This window comes from Vibrio sp. 2304 (assembly GCF_033339475.1).
Taxonomy (GTDB): Bacteria; Pseudomonadota; Gammaproteobacteria; order Enterobacterales; family Vibrionaceae; genus Vibrio; species Vibrio alginolyticus.
Genome location: NZ_JAWOUQ010000002.1, coordinates 167,938 through 187,034, shown reverse-complemented (window position 1 = coordinate 187,034; position 19,097 = coordinate 167,938). Strand labels below are relative to the sequence as shown.

General features: G+C 45.0%; 17 protein-coding genes. 7 read left to right on the top strand and 10 right to left on the bottom strand.

Annotated elements, in window-relative coordinates; translation table 11 throughout:
• Nucleotides 1-126: 126 nt before the first annotated feature.
• Together R7P64_RS05725 and R7P64_RS05720 are read right to left on the bottom strand one after the other, a co-directional pair.
• Nucleotides 127-1,470, bottom strand: a complete 1,344-nt coding sequence (locus R7P64_RS05725; RefSeq protein WP_158156349.1) for a sodium/glutamate symporter — start codon at nt 1,468-1,470, stop codon at nt 127-129.
• Between the two features lie 424 nt (nt 1,471-1,894).
• Nucleotides 1,895-2,773, bottom strand: coding sequence for a LysR family transcriptional regulator (locus tag R7P64_RS05720; protein ID WP_213973204.1), 879 nt, complete (start codon nt 2,771-2,773; stop codon nt 1,895-1,897).
• A 103-nt stretch (nt 2,774-2,876) separates the two neighbouring features.
• Between R7P64_RS05720 and R7P64_RS05715 the strand changes: the two genes are divergently transcribed.
• Both R7P64_RS05715 and R7P64_RS05710 read left to right on the top strand, forming a co-directional pair.
• The gene (locus tag R7P64_RS05715) at nt 2,877-3,164 is read left to right on the top strand and encodes a putative quinol monooxygenase (RefSeq protein ID WP_005389066.1); all 288 of its coding nucleotides are present in this window, start codon (nt 2,877-2,879) and stop codon (nt 3,162-3,164) included.
• 11 nt (nt 3,165-3,175) lie between these two features.
• On the top strand, nt 3,176-4,153 hold the full coding sequence (locus R7P64_RS05710; RefSeq protein ID WP_017820639.1) for a Gfo/Idh/MocA family protein: 978 nt from the start codon (nt 3,176-3,178) through the stop codon (nt 4,151-4,153).
• Nucleotides 4,154-4,236: 83 nt separating this feature from the next.
• On the opposite strand, the gene R7P64_RS05705 is transcribed toward R7P64_RS05710, so the two are convergent.
• The gene (locus R7P64_RS05705; protein WP_005377694.1) at nt 4,237-4,923 is read right to left on the bottom strand and encodes a DNA-3-methyladenine glycosylase I; all 687 of its coding nucleotides are present in this window, start codon (nt 4,921-4,923) and stop codon (nt 4,237-4,239) included.
• Nucleotides 4,924-5,009: 86 nt separating this feature from the next.
• On the opposite strand from R7P64_RS05705, the gene R7P64_RS05700 reads away from it, so the two are divergent.
• Nucleotides 5,010-5,204, top strand: coding sequence for a hypothetical protein (locus R7P64_RS05700; protein ID WP_005377692.1), 195 nt, complete (start codon nt 5,010-5,012; stop codon nt 5,202-5,204).
• 85 nt (nt 5,205-5,289) lie between these two features.
• Here R7P64_RS05700 and R7P64_RS05695 read toward each other — a convergent pair whose 3' ends face one another.
• The 3 genes from R7P64_RS05695 to R7P64_RS05685 are packed head-to-tail and all read right to left on the bottom strand — an operon-like array spanning nt 5,290 to nt 10,767.
• Entirely contained in the window at nt 5,290-8,115 is a 2,826-nt protein-coding gene (locus tag R7P64_RS05695; RefSeq protein ID WP_318118517.1) for an Hsp70 family protein, read from the bottom strand.
• Between the two features lie 55 nt (nt 8,116-8,170).
• Nucleotides 8,171-10,135 (bottom strand): Hsp70 family protein, encoded by a 1,965-nt coding sequence (locus R7P64_RS05690; protein ID WP_020195930.1) that lies wholly within the window; start codon nt 10,133-10,135, stop codon nt 8,171-8,173.
• A complete protein-coding gene (locus R7P64_RS05685; protein ID WP_213969915.1) occupies nt 10,135-10,767 on the bottom strand; it encodes a DUF2760 domain-containing protein in 633 nt (210 codons plus the stop codon). Before R7P64_RS05685 ends, R7P64_RS05690 begins: the two co-directional genes overlap by 1 nt.
• 291 nt (nt 10,768-11,058) lie before the next feature.
• Between R7P64_RS05685 and R7P64_RS05680 the strand changes: the two genes are divergently transcribed.
• Entirely contained in the window at nt 11,059-12,600 is a 1,542-nt protein-coding gene (locus tag R7P64_RS05680) for a sensor domain-containing diguanylate cyclase (protein ID WP_005377686.1), read from the top strand.
• Between the two features lie 83 nt (nt 12,601-12,683).
• On the top strand, nt 12,684-13,214 hold the full coding sequence (locus tag R7P64_RS05675; protein WP_213973200.1) for a 3'-5' exonuclease: 531 nt from the start codon (nt 12,684-12,686) through the stop codon (nt 13,212-13,214).
• Between the two features lie 241 nt (nt 13,215-13,455).
• On the opposite strand, the gene R7P64_RS05670 is transcribed toward R7P64_RS05675, so the two are convergent.
• The 3 genes from R7P64_RS05670 to R7P64_RS05660 all read right to left on the bottom strand — a co-directional run bounded on the left by R7P64_RS05670 (nt 13,456) and on the right by R7P64_RS05660 (nt 16,386).
• Nucleotides 13,456-13,896: a TerB family tellurite resistance protein gene (locus R7P64_RS05670; protein WP_017820644.1), complete on the bottom strand. Its 441-nt coding sequence runs from the start codon at nt 13,894-13,896 to the stop codon at nt 13,456-13,458.
• A gap of 189 nt (nt 13,897-14,085) precedes the next feature.
• Complete coding sequence (locus R7P64_RS05665; protein WP_318123248.1) at nt 14,086-16,026, bottom strand: alkaline phosphatase D family protein; 1,941 nt, start codon at nt 16,024-16,026, stop codon at nt 14,086-14,088.
• A 9-nt stretch (nt 16,027-16,035) separates the two neighbouring features.
• Nucleotides 16,036-16,386: a hypothetical protein gene (locus R7P64_RS05660; RefSeq protein ID WP_005377676.1), complete on the bottom strand. Its 351-nt coding sequence runs from the start codon at nt 16,384-16,386 to the stop codon at nt 16,036-16,038.
• Nucleotides 16,387-16,621: 235 nt separating this feature from the next.
• Between R7P64_RS05660 and R7P64_RS05655 the strand changes: the two genes are divergently transcribed.
• Together R7P64_RS05655 and R7P64_RS05650 are read left to right on the top strand one after the other, a co-directional pair.
• On the top strand, nt 16,622-17,926 hold the full coding sequence (locus tag R7P64_RS05655) for a MipA/OmpV family protein (protein ID WP_318123246.1): 1,305 nt from the start codon (nt 16,622-16,624) through the stop codon (nt 17,924-17,926).
• 62 nt (nt 17,927-17,988) lie between these two features.
• Nucleotides 17,989-18,378, top strand: coding sequence for a hypothetical protein (locus tag R7P64_RS05650; RefSeq protein ID WP_228009997.1), 390 nt, complete (start codon nt 17,989-17,991; stop codon nt 18,376-18,378).
• A 94-nt stretch (nt 18,379-18,472) separates the two neighbouring features.
• On the opposite strand, the gene R7P64_RS05645 is transcribed toward R7P64_RS05650, so the two are convergent.
• On the bottom strand, nt 18,473-19,057 hold the full coding sequence (locus tag R7P64_RS05645) for an FMN-dependent NADH-azoreductase (protein WP_025766683.1): 585 nt from the start codon (nt 19,055-19,057) through the stop codon (nt 18,473-18,475).
• Nucleotides 19,058-19,097 lie beyond the last annotated feature (40 nt).

The following is a 19,097-nucleotide window of genomic DNA, read 5'->3' as shown; positions in this document are numbered from 1 at the left end:
GATAGTAAGAGATCGGGATTGCAAATCTCAAATATAAAACAAGTTGCTTATTTTCGAGATGAGGAGTGATTTTGATAAAAACCAAGGAATGAACTCGAGAGGATAAAATCCTCCCGAGTAAAGCGACTAAGATTCGTGTGTCAGAGCACTGCTGTTACGTTTAAAAATGAATCGCCAAATAAATAAGACAATTGCGATGTAACCTAATCCTACACCAAGCGCTTGCCAGTGCATGCCGTTATACATCGCGATTGGCATCAAAGAGATGATGAAGATGTCAGTGATTGAGCCAGGGACATAAGCGATGGCGTAATCATCAAGTACTTTGCTACGCATTTTGGGATCAACAATACGAAGTAACGCAATACCCATGGCAACCGTACCGGTTAACCAACCCCAAGAGAAAATGCCTTTCTCGAACCAATCTTCGCCCATGATACGTGGGGCAACCCAGAAGATTAGCCATAGTGTGAAGGCGATACCGCCGATTGCAAGCACTACCATCGGCATTAAATACTGGGCTAAGACGGTAATCTTGATGGCTGAGATACCAAAGATAATCAAATAATCGGTACTGATGCCCGCAGCGTGTTTGAATGCACCGTCACAAAGATAGCGTGAAGCTTTGGTTTGTTTCGCGATGATTCGCACAAGCATGCCGCCAAGGAAGCCAGTTACAAACGTCGGGATCTGCACCTTATCGTGGAAAGAAGACAAGTAGTTGGCGGCGACATAAGAGAAAGCGGTTACGACAACCACTAACGCAGCGTGAATCGCGAAAGAATCAACCGACAGGGAAGACATGGTGTCTTTCATTACCGGTTCTTGATCATCAGGCTTAACAAGGCCTTTGCGTTCGTGTTCGTCCATGCTGTCGAAGGTCGTAAAGCTACGAATCCAACCCATCTTCAATGCGAATTGCAGCATGAGCATGCCGACAGAAATCGAGATGAAAATACCCACGGTTGCGAACGTTAAGCCAAGTGTGAAGCCATCTTCCCAGCCAAGCCCCGTGAAGATTTCACCAACAACAGATGCAGAGCCATGTCCGCCCATAAAGCCCGCAGACATTGTCACACCAAAGCCAGGATTAATCTCTGGCCAGAAGAAGGTTGTGAGAACTAGACCAAACATTGCTGCAAACAACCACTGAGAAACAGAAGCGATTTGGTTAAACGCCCACAATGAGCCAGCACGCTGTGCGACGGTTTTAGGTGATGGAACATCCGTTGCCAGACCTAACGCAGAAAAAAGTGCAGCAGTTAATAGGCTTGCGTTAGCGGTAAACGTATCGGTCCAAGGCAGTACGTCTAACAGGGCTGGTCCAAAAATTAGACCGAATAATCCTGCGAGAACCGCCGATGGAATGTACATACGCTGTAATAATGGCGCGTGAACGCGAATGACTTTTGCCAAAATTAATAGTAAGCCAGCGATGGCTAAGTCAGTCAGCATTAGACCTTTAGGCATCTTATCCTCCAGTAAATGCAGCCAAGGGGTAGCGTCCTTGTGACCTACCTTGAATAAAAATCTCTCTCAAGCCAAAAAGCCACATACGTGACTAACAGCGTTGAGAAATCAATGTCGTTTTCATAAGCAAAGGAATGTGCTTATGCAATTTGAAATGAGTGTAAATGTTGTGATTGCACACGAACAGGAAGAGAAATTAGATTAAATTTCTCGATATTTTTTTGATAGTTCACTCAGGAAAGGCGGCAATCCTAGTCACTTTGTCAGAGCAATGCAATTGGTGTGAATCAATAAATTATGCCTAGTTATGGGTGTTTCTGACTAACAACATGAAAAATAAAGACAATTAACAAGCAATAATATTTGTCATATCGACAATAAAAGTTAATTAAATGGTTAAATTGTCGCCGCTTTATGTGGGGCGTTACGGATTCACATGCGAAAGAACAAAATCGACTAAGGTGCGATTTTTAAGGGAAAGCTGTTTTGAACGGTAAAGCAGGTGGATCGGTTTTGGCTTGGGAATGTGTGAATGGAGAATTTCTACCAAGGCGCTAGATTGGATTTCCTGTTCAACTAAGATCTTTGGTTGCAGAAGAACACCAGAGCCTTTTAACGCGGCAAACTTAAGTACATCGCCATTATTAGACGTTAATCGGGTGTTGCTGTTTCCAAAGGTATTAGATGGCATGTTCACCACTTGTTGGCTTTCTCCTTGGTGATACTGAAACCCCAAACAATGATGATGTTCAAGGTCATCAAGCGATTGGATAGGGGCATGTTGTTCAAGGTAAGAGGGTGAGGCGCAGTAAGTCATGTGGTATTCACCCAATTTTCTCGCGACTAACGACGAATCGACCAACTCACCGATTCGAATAATCACGTCTGCTTCGCTTCGATATGGGTCAATCAAATTGTTGTCCAACATCAGCTCAACGTTCAAATCGGGAAATTCAGCTAAGAAGTCAGCCACGATAGGAGCAATGACCTTTTTGCCATACGTGACAGGGCAGTTAACTTTTACTGTTCCGGTTGGACGGTTGATCAGCGTCTGGATCAGGTTCTCTGCGTTGGTGATGTCTTCAATAATGCGGTGGCACTCTTGGTAGTAGAGTCTGCCGGCTTCGGTCAGGGACTGTTTACGCGTGGTGCGATGAATCAGCTGTGTACCTAAGCTTTGCTCAAGAAAGCTCACGTGCTTGCCAACCATAGTCGGTGAAATATCAAAGTGGTGTGCAGCATTACGAAAGCTGCCGTGTTCGACCACGTAAGCGAAAACTTTCATGCTTGTTAATTTATCCATTGCACACCCAGAGTTGATAAAGAAATAACTACAGCAGAGTTTATCAATCAAATGAGGTTAATTACAGTGGGCGTATGATTAAGAATGGAGAAAGAGATCCATCATGAGCGAGACGATTTTTGTTACCGCCGAACTGAAAATGAATGCCGATAAGCCAAGACAACAAGTGGTTGAAGCCATTGAACAATTTTGCCTTGATATGCAAAGCGAAGCGGGGTGCTTGCAAGCGAATGCGACCTACGATTCTAAAGATCCACAACGTGTGATTCTTTGGGAGCGATATGAAAACCGCGCCGCGATTGAAGCGCATTTTGCTATGCCGCATACACAAGCGTTTATTGCGGCTGAAATGGCAGAGTTAGTTCAAGCATTCGAAACCCAAGCTCAATAGGAGAGGCGAACATGAAATGGGGTATTCTAGGCACAAGCTTTATCTCAGGTGTCATGGCTGAGGCAATCCAAGGCGATGACAAGAGTGAACTGTACGCGGTTGCTGGGCGTTCGGAGCAGAACTTAAAGACATTCGCTGAGCAATATGGCATCGAGAATACGTTCAACGATTACGATGCATTGATTGCCGATGAGCAAGTCGACATTATTTACATAGCATTGCCAAATCACCTTCATCATGACTTTATCGTTAAAGCGGCAGAGCAGGGAAAAGCGATCCTGTGTGAAAAGTCACTGTCGGTAGATATGGAAAAAACCGAGTTGGCACTAAAAGCAGTCGAAACGCACAAGGTATTCTTTGCTGAGGGTTTGATGTACTTACATCACCCATTGATCAGCGAGTTGGTTTCTGTGCTTAAATCGGGAGAGATTGGTGAACTTCGCTCCATCCACACGTCTTATATTGCGTCGATTGCGCAGTTTGTTAATCCAGACAGTAAAGGTGCTTTGTATAACTTAGGTTGCTACCCAATGTCATTGGTGCATTTGGTGGTGAAAACCATGTTGGGTGAACAAGCCTTTGGAAACCGCTCTATGACGGCGATTGGTCGACGAGGTAACGATGGGAATATCTGTGAATCGAGTTTGATGATGCAATTCGGTGAGCAACAAACCGCGAGCGTACACACCGCCGAAGATCATGGATTGAAACACCAATTCACTATTCTGGGTAGTAAAGGCAGTATTACGTTAGACTCGAATCCATGGCTACCAACGCAAGACAACCAGTTTAGTGTGGAAATTTACGAGACGTCGAAGCGCGAGGTGTCTGTATCGGCAGCTGGAGACGCTTTCTTCTATCAAGTGCGCAATATTCGCCAAGCGGTTGAAGCAGGGCGTACATCGTTAGAGAACCCTTGTGCAACATGGGAAGACTCTCACCGTATTATGCAGCTACTGACTGAGTGGGAATCACTGGCTTCAAAGTAAGTCTGTACTTGAACCAATGAACATAAAAACGGCGCACTAAATCCAATATTTGGTGCGCCGTTTTGTTTTGGGTTCAGTCTCTGTTAAATGCGATTATCGCCGGTGCTGAACGCAATGATTTGGCTGATTTCAGACAGGCTTCTGCCACTTTCTTGCTGCCATTGAACAAACGCTTTGTTGGTTGCATCGAGCGATTTTTTCGTATCTTTGCCACCTTCAATGATCTTGCAATTACGCAGGTAAGCTTCAACGTCGCTAGACAAGATGAAGGTATCAACGCCCATTTGACGCAGTGTGTAAGGGCCAGTATTTCCGCCTAGGCGATTGCCGCGTTTCTTCAAATACGCCCATAGGTCGGTGATTTTCTCTTGCGGCCAATCGGCAACCATTTTACCAAACGATCCGTATTCGATTTTTGCTTCGTGGATCATACGAGCATTAGCAGGAATCGACATGACTTTAGTGAGATGGCGAATGATGCGTTTGTCGGTTGCTTTGGTTTCCCATTGCTCGTCTGACAGCATCAACAGCGGCTCAATCTTAAATCCGAAGAACACTTCTTCGAAGTTCGGCCACTTGTTGCGAACCACGCTCCACGAAATCCCACTTTGGAATACCTTCATTGAAAAAGCAGCCAGCCAACGGTCGTCGGGAATCGCTGCCAGCTCTTCTTTGCTTAGCGGATGAGATAAAAGCGCTTCAAGTTGATCTTCACCACCTTTACGCTCGGCAGCGCGCTGATAAATCGCGTCAAATTTTTCGATACTCATAAAAGAAGTTAGTCCTAGTTTATGTCGATATTTGCGAAACATACTACGCTTAAGTGGCTGAATCGCAAATTGATGGAGTGTCACAAATGAAGAAGGTCACATTAACGTTTGTCGGAGAAGGTTCGGATCGTATTGCAGAAAAATTCTATGCGTGGATGACGGATGGTGGGTTAGAAGACAGCATGATTGAGAATTTATCTGACCGTGAAATCTCAGTTGTCGGCATCAGTGATATGGATAATGAAACGCGTGATGTGGTAATCAATACGGAAATGAACTGACGAGTCGACTATCGTCAGCAAGCAGAATCAGATAAAACAAAGCCCTTCACTCGAAGGGCTTTGTTGCGTTTATAAGCATGGGAGCTTAGTTGTTTACCAGCGTCAGACCGCTTGGCAGTGCATCACCGAAGATACGTTTCGATTCACTCTCAGATAGCTCTTTGACTTCTTCAACCAATGATACCCAAGATTCAGGCACTTTACTTTGCTTCAACTTAGCCAGTACCTGCTCACGGTAGTCGTCTGAGATATCAAATAGTCGGTCGCCTGTTTTACGACAAATCATTACGGCTGCAAACGCGATCATTGGCTCTTTCTGCCAGTTCTGTTCTAACAGTTTAAGCAACCACTGTTCCGCTTGTTCACGAGGAACGACGTTATGCTGACTGCCATATAAAGGCGTACGTGATGCCAAGCGACCCATTGCCCACCAGTGTGCTTGTTCAAACTGGTTTTGGTTGATCGCTTTACTCAAGAACCACGTTGCCAATAGAACTTTATCTTCCACTTCTAGATGCTCTAGAGAGGCTGAAAGACGCACCATGGATTCGTAACCCATGTCTTGTGCCGCTTTGGCGGATTGTGGGTTTTTCATCGCGCCGGGATGCAGATATTTTGCGATGTCTGCCAAAATGGTTTCTTGTTGTTCTTGGCTTAGACCGCCCGCGATACGTCGCCAGAATACCCACCAGTCTGTCCAACCTTGATGGTTTTTGAACTGAATATTTTGTTGATACAGTCCCCAAACTTGCTCAATACGCCAAGAGTCTGTTGGATCGCCAAAGCCCGGACGCAGTGCAAAGCCCGCCAAACGAAGCCAGTTTTTCTCGTGCTGTTCAGAACGACGGCGACGCTTACGACCTTGTGCAAAAGTATCGAAAAGTTGACGGAGTGTGGTGAAGTCCCATTCGTCACGTTTGCCGAGCTTCTTCTCAAGGTCTTTGGCTAAGGTTTTGATCTCTTTGCCTTCTGCGCTTTTCTTGTTACCGCTGTAAAGGCGAGCGATCAGCTCCTTACATTCGTTCAACTTAGGGTGAAGTTTAACTTGCTCGCTGTCATCGGTTTGCTTGTTACGAACTTCGAATTCCAGCTCCCAACGTTTGTTATCGTCTTCTGCGCTGACACATTCCATCTTAAGCGTGCCGACTTCGGTCAACTGACACGCCAGTTGTACTTCTACGCGCTCTTTCTGGTTGGCTTGTAGTTCAGCGCCTTCACCTTCAAGGGTGGTGATATAAGGCGGCAGAGGAGCAAATAAGTCGGGGTCAACGTCCACCATCACACCGTTTTGAATGGCGGTGTTATTGGTTAAGGTGTCGTGGGTGGAAGTCAGCAGGTTAAAGCGAACGGGTTCACCCAAGGTAAGCGAGAAACGACGACCACTTAAGCGGATCTCGTGACCTTCTTCTGTCCCTTTTGCAAGCAAACAGAGCGCTTTGCCCATCTTGTTCTTTTCTTGAAGATGCAAGAAGTAAGAACGCGCTGCACCACCACCAATTTTTAGCTGTGCACCACGACGTGCTTTACCAAACGCAACAGCACCTAGTGCAACAGACCAATCTGGATGTGGGTTATCTAATACCGTAACCGGAGCGCCGCGCCAATCGGACAGTAGGGTAGTGACTCGCTCAATCACAAGTTCACTGTTGAACACACCACCGTTAAGTAGCAAACCGACTGGAATTGCATTTTGTTTGTCGTCTTCAATGCGAAGAGCGGCACGAGCAACTTGTTGGTGCTGAGTTAAGAACTCGGCTACGTGTTTGCTCACCGCTGGGTCAGCAACGTATGGAAGACCAAACTCGACAACCGCGCTGCGGCGTTTGTCCGGCACTTCACTGAAATCAGAAAGCGGGAAGAAGCCATCTAAAGCGATTTGGTGCACTTCTTGTTTGCTCAGCCCAATACTCTTTGTTCCGCCAAGAAGTTTCGAGCCGCTGCCCAGCATGGTGATCTTCACTTCTTCAGGTGCACTTGCTGAAAGTAGGTTTTCTTTCGCCTTACGAGTTTGCTGAATCAGCTTAGTCAGGCTTGCTGCAGTGAGCTTCTTACTTTGTTCCCCTTTATTTTGAGAAAGGCGGCTCTCCGCAAGGTGTGCTAATGCTAAGTCGAGGTTATCACCACCCAGCATCAAGTGTTCGCCAACACCAATACGATCAAGGGCTAGTTCATCTTGAGAAGAGAAACTGGCTTCAATCAAGCTCAAGTCGGTAGTACCACCACCCACATCGCACACTAGGATCAGTGGCAACTCTTTGAGCTCATCAGCTGCGGTTTGCTGGTGACGCGCGTACCAGTCGTAACATACGGCTTGTGGCTCTTCGAGCAGGACGATTTTTTTCAAACCTGCCAACCCAGCGGCTTCAAGCGTAAGCTTACGAGCGGTTTCATCGAACGACGCTGGAACGGTCACAACCACATCTTGGTCTTCTAGCTTGTTGCTAGGATGACGGTAGTTCCACGCTTGGCGAATGTGGTTGAGGTAGCTTGCGCTGGCAATGACGGGAGAAACTTTATCTACGTCTTGCGCGCCAGCCCAAGGAAGAATGTCTGAGCTACGATCCACTGCTTGGTGTGATAGCCAGCTTTTAGCACTGGATACCTGACGTCCTTCCACCTTAGCGCCTAATTCACGAGCCCATTCACCCACGATCACATTACTAATGTCGCCAGATACAGGTTCGTTTTCCCAAGGAAGTGTTAGGTCAGAAGGGGAGATTTGACCAACTGCAGGGTGATAGCGGAAAGAGGGCAGCAATGGTTTACGAACCACTTCACCCGGACCAATCAATTGGTCGATGTCGAATAGGGATACTTCGGATTGTTCAAGGTTGTCGGTGATTTCACAATACGCCACCACAGTGTTTGTGGTGCCAAGGTCAATACCAACAAGAAAACGAGGAGATGCCATACAAACCTTCGTGTATTTAAAAACGGCACCCGATTGGATGCCGTTTGATTTCTATTTATTCTTCTTCGTTTGAGTTGCTTTTCGCGTCTTCGCGCACATCGAACTCAACATGCCATTTTTGACCGTTATCAGCGGCAATGGCTTCTAAGTAAAGCGTACCAAGCTCTGTCACGCGAGAAGCTAGGGTTACTGGAACCACTTCACCTTCACGACGACCTTCAGATACTGGCAGCGTTACTTGGATTTCTGGTAGCTCTTCAAGCTCTTCTGGTGCCCAGTAGTCTAGGTGAGTACCCGCTAGGTCATCACGACGAACCGTTGAGCCAAAGAATTGGAAGTTAACCGGCTGACCGATGATCAAACCAAACTCTTGGCTTGGCACGTCAACGCTTGAGCCTTCTTCCATACCAAATGGTGCAACACACAGTGCTTCCATTGGAGGCGCCATGCCCGGAATCGCTGGCATCGCACTTTCGATACCTACGTAGTAAGCCGAAGCAATACCACCACGGATACGAACGCCTTGACCACGACGTACAGAGCCGTAGTAAGCCGCACCGCTAGCAACCGCAAGGTCTAGGTCTACACCTGTTAGGCGTTTTGCCATTTCCGCATCTGCTTCAATTAGCCATTCGTTGATCGTGTCTTCTAGACGAGTTGCTAGAAGTTTCGATTTCAGAACACCACCGTTGAATAGGATTGCGGTTGGCTTGATGAAGTCAGCTGATTGGGCTGCATCCGCACCTGGCATACCAGGCATGTTAGCGAATGGGTTGAAATCTTGAGCTGCTGCTTCTGCGCCATTTCCTGAAGCAGAAAGGGCATTAGCTTGCTTAGACAAGAACGCTGCAATGTGACGAGTGATGCCTGCATCTTGTGCGTAAGGCAGACCCATTTGCGTTAGTGCACCACGGTTACGTTGAACAGGGTGGTCAGTAATCGCAACTTGAGGGAAGAAGCCGTCAACCAGTGTTTGTTGCACTTCTTCTTGAGTCAGTTCTGTTTTTAGCGTTGCGCCAAGCAGTTTAGAACCACGGCTTGGTACTACGATTGGCACTGACTGAAGTTCACTGTCGTTCAATAGCGCTTCTTTCGCGTCGCGACATGCGTGTGTCATTGCCTGAACTTGCCATGGCTGTAGCTCTTTGCCTTCTTGCGCTAGCTTCATCTTCAAGCGGTACGCAAGTGCAAGGTCCATGTTGTCACCGCCAAGTAGGATGTGTTCACCTACCGCGATGCGGTTCAGAGTTAGGTTGCCGTCGTCTTCAGTTACTTCAACCAAAGAAAGGTCGGTTGTACCACCGCCGATATCGACCACAAGTACGATGTCGCCAACTTCAACTTCGTCGCGCCATTTGTCGTTACTGTTATCGATCCAGTTGTAAAGCGCAGCTTGTGGCTCTTCTAGAAGCGTTAGGTGTACAAAACCAACGTTGCGTGCTGCTTCTGCTGTTAGATCGCGAGCAGCAGGATCAAAAGAAGCAGGGACCGTAATAGTCACGTCTTGATCGGCAAGGTTGTGATTTGGGTTCGCGTGATTCCAAGCGTCTTTTAGGTGCTCTAGGTAAAGCTCTGTCGCACGAAGAGGGGATACTTTTTCCACTTCTTCTGGGCTACCTGCTGGCAGGAAAGCATCACGACGGTTCACACCTGCGTGGCAAAGCCAAGATTTCGCACTTGCAACAAGACGAATTGGTGTTTTTGAACCTAGGTTACGTGCAATTGCACCAACTAGAGCTTTTGGCTCGCTCGACCACGGAAGAACGCGTGATTGCGGGTTCATTTCGTGTTCGTGCGGCTGGTAAAGGAAAGAGCCTAATTGGCTGCGAGTCTCTACCGTACCCGGCGCAGTCAACTGCGGGATAGGCATCACTTCAACGCGAGCGTCTTCGTCGTGAGTATCAACAAAAGACATGACACAGTGTGTTGTACCTAAGTCGATACCAACACTGAATTTTGGCGTCTGTTGAGTTTCAACAGACGCTTCTTGAGAATGGTTTTCTTGGTTCATGTGTTCCATTACAGCTCAACCTCAGCTGGAGCGAGCACAGATGCATCGTAGTTCTCAGCCAGTTTAGGCAACGTCATTGATGTTGCTTTCCAACCTTTGTGAACTAGCGTGCCGTTGAATGGCGCGCTGCCTGTTACGTTGCCAGTTAGGCGGATTTCTTGTGGGTTGAAGCCTTCTTCAACCGTAATGCGAGTTTCTTCGTCTTCGTTACGAACGTGCGCTAGCGTCACGTAGTCGTTCAGTACTTTCTGACCGCCAGTGTGTATTACGCGAGCGGCTGCACCTACTTCTTCATCAGAGAATGACGTTAGGTCTTCTTTTAGGAAGTCAATCAGACGAGCTTCTTGTTGCATGATAGAAAGCAACTGCATTGCAGAGTCCGTTGATGCTGTTGCAAGTTTTGATTCAACTTCTACAACACGCTCTACAACTTTCTCTACTTCCACTACTTTTTCTACTTCAACGATCTTCTCAACTGGTTTCTCAACCTCGACGATTTTCTCGACTGGTTTTTCTACCACTTTCTCGACCACTTTTGATTTGCGCGACACTGCAACTAGAAGAAGCAAAACGCTCGATGCGGTTAGGCCAGCGTGAAGCATATCGAACGTTTGAGGAATTAGGTTCAAATCAATGTTCATGACGTTTTTTCTCTTTCTATTGATTTATTGGTGCTCAGTATTGGCTCATATTTGTTCACTAAAACGATCGTCTTTGCGATCTTGCACCAAGTTTAGACATTAAAATGATGACGGATGGTAGCATATTCAAGGCTTAAGGCTGTAATAATTCGTGACTATACCGTACGAACAGCGTGAAAAATCGACGATCAGACTCCCCAATATAGGTTGTTGCTTGATGTTTGTGCATTGCTAACGCAGTATTTCAATAGATCCCGAAGTTTAACTTACGGAAGTATCAAAAATTACGATATGACACAAAGCACCGCTCATAAGAGCTTTATAAAACGACATTCAGACTCTATTTTAGCTTTTTTGGCGACTTTATGTGTCACTGCTGGTGTAGTAGGTGCTGCTTATACAATGCAGCAACGGTATACACAGACGACGTTTGATACTTTAGCCGACCGACAAGCAGAATCACTTAAAGCAAACGTCGAGAATGATCTAAAGTTCATTGGTGCGGGCGCAAACTTTTTCCATTCGATTGAGCGAAGCTATTGGCCATCGTTTCCCATGTATGCGGAACAAGTGATTAATAGCTCACGAAGTCTCATTGGACTTCAATGGATGCAAAAGGTCGAATTCGAAGATCTTGATGAACATATTTTAAAGACCCGTCAAAAATTTCCAAACTTCCAACCGTTTACCGTTCCTAAAGATGGTCCCAAAACCTACGGGTACATTTTTGAACACAATGAGCCAATTTTTATCGCGTCGGATATCTACCCAAGAACACCGGAAAACCTTTCTCTATTGGGTTTCTATTTTTCGCGCAAACGCTTCGATTTAATCTTGGATGATATTTCCGAAAATGGGCGAGCGAATGTCTCGGATAAAGTTCGCTTACTGCAAGATGGTTATGACAAGTCCATACCTAAGACTGGGTTGTTGGTGTTCCATCCAGTGTTCGACTTCGAGAACAAATATTTATTAGGAGTAGTGACCGGCGTTATCCGAAGTACGGTTTACTTTGAGGATTTGATTACGAAAACCGCGACGGAGCTCGATATGTCGGTGCGCGTAGAAGATTTGGGATTCGACGCAGCAGATGACCCTGTTCTCTTTCAAAGTGCTAGCTGGGATAACATTCGAGGAACGGTTATAAGCCGAACCATTCAACTGCCTAACCGTGAATGGCGTATTGACTTTAAACTTTCTGACGCAGTCTCAGCTTGGGAGCGTTCTATTTTAGCGGGCACGACGCTAGCCGGATTGGTAATCGCCTTTTTGATCAGTTGGATTGTGAATTTACAGTCTCGAGAAAAAGAGCGCTTAGCGGTCATGTTGGAGCTCAAAACCGTTGAATTAAAAAGAATGGCAGAGCGAGACCCTCTAACTCAACTACTGAATCGCCGAGCATTCAACGATCACTTGCTTAATCAGATAAACAAAGGTGTTAACTTCGCCTTGGTTGGTTTTGATATCGACCACTTCAAAGTGATTAATGACAAACACGGCCATTTAGGTGGAGATGAAGCGTTGCAACATGTCACTAAGCTGGTCAGTGCTAATTTAAAACCGGGAGATAAGTTTTACCGCGCTGGTGGTGACGAGTTTTGTATTATTTCTAAAGTCATTGATAGAGCGGTGCTAGAAGCTTACCTAGAAAAGTTACGGAGTGTTGTGGCAAGTACGGCTTTTGATTATGGTGATGCGTCAATCATCTGTACGTTGAGTATCGGTGCGGTTATCCATAAAGAAGAAGATCCTGAGAGCTTGTATCACAAAATGGATAGTCAACTTTATTTGAGTAAAAAAAACGGCCGTAATAATGTGTCGATCGGCGATTAAATGGGCGCACAAATTCGAGTTTTACGCCGTGTTACGATAGAATCGCACGCTTTAAATTTTTATGTTAGGAACCAAGGCAAACTATGAACCATAACCGTATTGTATGCTTCGATTTAGAAATGTGTTGCTGGAACGAAAATGGCGTCGGCAGCACGGGTGAAATTATCGAAGTGGGGTTAGCTGAAATAGATTTGTCTATAGGTGAGATAGTCAAGCGTGCTCAATACTACGTGAAACCAGAACACGATGAAGTGTCTCTGTTTTGCGCTGAGTTAACGGGCATCACACCACGTAAGATTGAAAAACAAGGACGCCCACTAGAAGAAGTGCTTAAATCCATGGTTAAGAACTTCGGTGGTCGCAACAAAATCTTTGCATCTTGGGGGCGAGATGACCTCATTCTTCTAGAAGAGTGTAAGCAAAAAGGTATTGAAGCACCGTTCACAGAGTTCATCAACTTAGCGACACTCTACCGTATTCAAAATCGTCTTAAAGATAGACGTATAGGCCATCGAGCCGCTCAAGAAGCAAAAGGAATAGACTGGGAAGGGCGTCAACACTCTGGCTATGTAGATGCATACAACTTAGCTAAGCTTGCTTTGACCATGTTTTAGTTATTCGAACCTAGCTAGCTTGTAATTAAATAATCATCCAACCATTGTTGTTTTGTCATGCAGTCTGTTTAGTGTGGAAAGAGCTAAACACATACCTTGACCAGTATTTTAATAACAATGTCGTTGGCTTATTGAAAAACGCGCAGAGTGCGCGTTTTTTTATGACAACAGAAGCGATATCTGTTGTCATTCTAGGGGTAGCTTAGAGTTAGCCAGCGACTTATATACTCATCTCGTCACTTTACTGAGACTGTAACTTCGCTCGAATGAACTCGCTGTGATCAACATAGAGTAGCTCTGCTGTTTTACGGATCACCGCGTCTTCTAGCGGGTCAATTTCGCCGTCTGCGTAAGCGACTTCCCACATGCTTTTGATTAAGTTGTAACGAGTTTCTTGAGTCAGTTCTCTTAGTTGAGAGGTAAAGTCGTACAGCGAAGCGGAATCTTTTATTTTCTGTTGCGCTTGCTCTAACAAAGTATTTGATTCTTCTTCATTTAACGAAAGCAGTTTCATCAATAAAGAGCGCTTTGTTTCTTGTTCTCTATCATCGACACTATGGTCTGCGCCAGAAACTTCACAAAGCAAACACGCGATAGCCATGTTAGGGGAAAGTGTGTTGGTTTGGCTTAAATCAGAGCCATCAATGAGTTGTTTAAATAATGATGTGAGAGAATTAAACATAATGAACACCGAGCTATTGTTTATTTGGTTAACATGGTAATAAATACGGAAGATCTCAAGGTGCGATACCAAATTTAGCACGCCGTTGACATTTAAGAACGGCCACTTTCTCCCCAAAAAACCTAAACTCCTGAGTTAGTTCAAGGTGACTTGCCTCTTACAAAGGGCAAGTCATTTTGGGATTGATACTCAGCTTTCAGCACGTGTCGGTGGAAAATGAACTTCGTCACCATCACTCGTCAGAATACTAATTTGACTTGGTTTGCCTTCATCATCAAGACGTAGCTCACCAATGGCACTATGGTTAACCAAGCGATAAAAGTTGTGCGTACTTGGTGCGCGTTTGTAAATCTTGAGTCGTTTACGTTTTGTGAACCAGTTTAAAGGTGAGCGAGGGCTGTATAGCAGTCTATCTAGGCCATCACAAATATTGACCAGTTGTGTAGGGAACTGATTTTTAATTCCACTACAGGTGATTTGATAGATATTCGGACTGTTTTTTCGATAGCGGAGCTTAATATCGTATGCAAAAGAGTAGTGTACGTCGCCAGAGAGAATAACAAAGTTAGTTGGTGTCTTTGTGTGTGTGAAAATACTAATAAGAGTATTCGCACTTCCGGGGTGGGCCATCCAGTTTTCAGCATCAACCATCAATGGTTTACCAAGCATGGTCACCACACGTTGTAGTGCTTCGATAAATTTCACACCAAACATTGGCGCGGCAGAAACAATAACAACTTTGTCTTGGTGCACGAGTTCTTGGTGGAACTCAATCATAGCTTCCCAGTCCATTAAGCCAGAAGGTTTGTTCATTTTAGACTCAGAACGCCAGCGTCTGGTTCGTGTATCTAGCACGACAACTTTTGGTGTCGTAGGAATGGTGTAGTGCCAATTCTCAAAGCGATACAAATATTGAATAAATGCATCTTGGGTTTGCGAGGTTCGCTCATCGATAAAGCGTTGAGCGAGGCTCATAAATTCATCATTGAATTTTTCTGGCGCATTTCCCCAACCTTGGCAAAGCCAGTAAGCTATCAAGCTATTACCGATAATGCGTTTTGCAAACGTGTTGCTGTATGCGGCTTGTTCCCAGCCTATGGTGAGATTCCAATCGTCGGTGACATCGTGATCATCAAAAATCATATAGGTTGGAATGTGAGCGAGTAAGCGTTGAACCTTGTCCAGACCTGCGACGAATTTATCAATTTGTTTTTTTTCTTCGCGCCATTGCTGCTGCCATTTGGGTTCAAGAACTTCTCCGCCGACAGTAAATTCGTTTTCTAATAAACGATCCGTTCGAACAAGCTTCCACAAGGTCGGAGACCAAACCAATAAGTACATTGCAAAGCACTCAGCAAAGCTTATTAGGTGATTCTCACACTCTTTGGCGCTGAATATTGGTGTCCCTCGGTGTGGAAAAAACTTACTTAGTAAACTGTCATCACTCACATAATGAGGCAACAATTTATCTCGACCATAATAGCAAGCAGGGTGTTGGTAGAGCTCATTGGTATTTTTTATCGGAGCTTGATCGAATTCTTCGCCTGGCAAACCCAATAAAGCTATGACTTGCTCAATGGCATCGAGAGTGGGGCCTGCAACATGGTCTGCATAGATTTGATCACCACTCATGATGAGCATATCTGGTCTTTCTTCAATGGATTGAGACGCGATTTTATGATCCGCAGCGACCAATGTATCATCACTGAAGTGATGGGGATTACGGCAAGATCCATGTAAGAGATAATCCGCTTTTTCACTAACGAGGAACTCAATACCCAAGTTTGGCGTATTATCTTGCTCATAAGTCAGGTGAGGGAGCAGTTCCGTCACTAAGCCATATTGCGTTTTTATTTGATAGCGTAACGCTTGATGGGTTGGAAACTCGCCTTCTAATTTAAGTAAGCAACACCACGCATTGAGGCCGACTTGAAGCTGTTCTTTTTGTTCACTTAAAGGGGCTTGATAAAGGATGGAGGCATTTTCATCCGTAATTTGCACCATACCCTCCAAGCGTTGGGTGGTGACTAGCCAAATATTGATTTCAGTTGCGGTCACTTTACGTAGGATCGGACCTGCAACGACAAGAGGAAGTGAAGAAATTTCAGTCGTGTTCATCAATGCTGGCAAAACGGCTCCTTATGTGTCAGCTTCTTCTTCTAATATTTCGATAACTTGCGAGCTACTAAGTTCATGTCCCATAAGGAACAAACCAAGCATCGCATCGGCTTTTGACGCGTTATCACTGTCTTCATCCAAAATTTGCTGAAGCCGAGTTCTAATTAGGTCGATTTCGTGTTCGACGAAGCCACGCCCTTCTTCGTCACCTTGACCATCTTCTGGTGCATTATCAAAGTGCAAAAACAACATGTCACCATCGAGTTGAGTCCCTATCAACCTCTCTGGCAGCCATGCTTCTCCCATCACAATGTCTGGGTCTGTGTCTGCGGGTAAATGATTCAAGGTAGAGATGAGTTCTGATGCTTTCACTTTTTACTTCATTATGTTTGATTTAGAACTAAGCTAGAGTTTACGCGCTTGTTGTGATGGTAAAATATTCGCAAACAAGCTCACCTAGTCGTGCAATATTAATATGATCTTGGGACTCAAACTGTCACGAGGATGACAACATTTGCCATTGTAACGGCTATCATCAGCAGAACATAAGCTTTTAATGGCAAATCATTGATGTTTGCCTGCTTCTCAACCAACATTTTTCGAACTCATGAAGAGATTAATTCTAACAACACTCGCTTTACCTTTAGCTGCGGTAGTTTCTTCTGTGCATGGTGCAGAAGAACAAACGTGGGGGATTGCTGCGATGTATCGCACAGCATCGATTCCGTTTTATACCGCCGATAATGACTCTACGGTGAGTACATTTGTACCAATGATGTTCTTTGAAAACGAACATGTGTATATCAATGGCATTGAAGGTGGCGCTTTTTTGTATAACGAGAGTGATTCCGACTGGCGTGCGAGCACACTCATGCGATTGAGATTTGTCGATATTCCCATGTCACTACAAAATGCTAATGAAGGAGACAGAGTCGATTTCGGTGGGCAAGTGCGTTATAGCATTAACGACAATTGGCGCGCAGAAGTAGAGTTGATGACGGACGACGAACTCCAGTTTCACTCTAATTACCGCCTTGCTGCCAATTATGTATTTGGTGATTGGGAATTAGAGCCATCGATTACGATTCGATACAAAGACGCTGATTTCAATAGTGAATATTATTCCTTTAAGGATAGTACTGGCGAGAGAATTGGAGCTGGGCTTGACACCAATCTTGGTATTAAAGCGCGTTACCATGTAACTTCAAATTTGTATTTATTGGGTGAGACGAGTGTTACTCGCTTAGATGATAACGCCTACAACAGTCAGCTTGTAGAAGATCGATATCAGGGAGAAGTGTTTGTCGGTTTTGGCTTTTTCAACGATAAAAGCAAAGTTCCGAAACCGACACTGAGCAATAAAGCATATCTACGTATTGCGCATGGTTGGGCGACGCCTTCGAACATCGGTGAAATATTTAGCTTTGAGAGAGAAAAAGACCCATACGACAATCAACTTACTTCATTGTTTTATGGGCATCCATTAACGGATGAGCTGTTTGGTTTTCCTCTTGATATTTATTTAACGCCAGGGTTGGTTCATCACTGGTCGTCCAGTGTTCAGTCTGCGAGCACAGAATACGTCATGGCGATTAAGGCTTATTATACGGTTAATTGGCCTACGACTTGGCGATTTGGTGTAGCGGAAGGTGTGTCATACATTGATAGCATTACCTATATTGAAGGCACAGAAATGGAAGACAAGGGTTATACACCAAGCAAGTTGCTCAACTACCTAGATTTCTCGTTTGATGTCAATGTAGGCGATCTCTTCAACCAAAAGAGCTGGAACAATATGTGGGTGGGCTATTCATTGCATCACCGCTCGGCGATTTTTGAAAGCGCTTCGCAGTTTGGGCGAATTAAAGGTGGGAGCAACTACAATACTATTTATTTCCAGTTCGAGTTTTAGCGCATCACGAGATGCATATAGGTCGGATTTGCAACTGACTTATTTATCGCCCATTATGAGTAATGATGAATAATACTATGCTGCTTTCAACGAGAAATTTCGTATATCGTGCCAGAGTTAAGGCTGTTTGTGATGCATCTGATGAATCGGATGGCATAAGCACCATGAGTATCGACTCCTCATTCAATCTTCAAATTGAAGCGATAAATTGTACCAACGCTGAATTTGCCAAACGCTTTTTTGCCATTCACGGAGAAGGGCACTTGGAGGGCGATGAATGGTTGGTGCTGTACGTCAACTCTCTTGACGTTAAGGCGGGAGACAATATAGAAATCCGTAGCGATGTCGCGTTTAATGCGATGATCGAGAATATGATAAGCGAAGCTGAGCGGTCTTTAGAAAAAGTCTACCTCGATGCAATACGCAACTTGGAGAAAGTGAATCGTTTTTGACGATGTAAGAGACCCTATAAATACGATCAAGGCATAAGGATCCAAAAAGGGATTGGCGCGAACCAATCCCTTTTGTATTCTGGTTTCTTCTAACTTACGCCATTGTTGCAAGTTGGCTTTGCGCTTCTGAAATGCCTTTTGCAGCCGCATCTTCACCCATGTTTAGCGCTTCTGCGTAAACAAATTCCACATCAGTGATTCCTACAAAACCCAGCACAGTGCGTAGGTATGGCGTAACGTTGTCAGTTGGTGAATCTTTATGAATACCACCACGAGTCGTTATTACAATCGCCTTTTTACCTTCAATCAAACCTTGAACGCCGTTTTCTGTGTATTTGAATGTCACGCCTGCACGAGCAATCAAATCAATCCAGTTTTTAAGCTGAGTCGGGATGGTAAAGTTGTACATTGGAGCGGCAATAACCAAAGTGTCTGCGGCCTTTACTTCTTCAATAAGGGTGTCAGACAAGTCGACCACCGCTTGCTGTTCTTGTGAAAGATCTTCTGTAGCGCGCAGTGCAGTCGCAACGGCGAAGTCCAAAACAGGTAGCGGGTTTGCAGCCAAATCACGAACAGTAAGCTTGTCTTGGTCTACATTTTTGATGAAGTCTTCAACCAATTTGTTTGATTGAGAGTAATCGCCAAGGATGCTTGATTTTAGAGCTAGTACACGAGACATAATGGTTATTCCTTAAATAAGTGCTTTCGACTATGGGAGC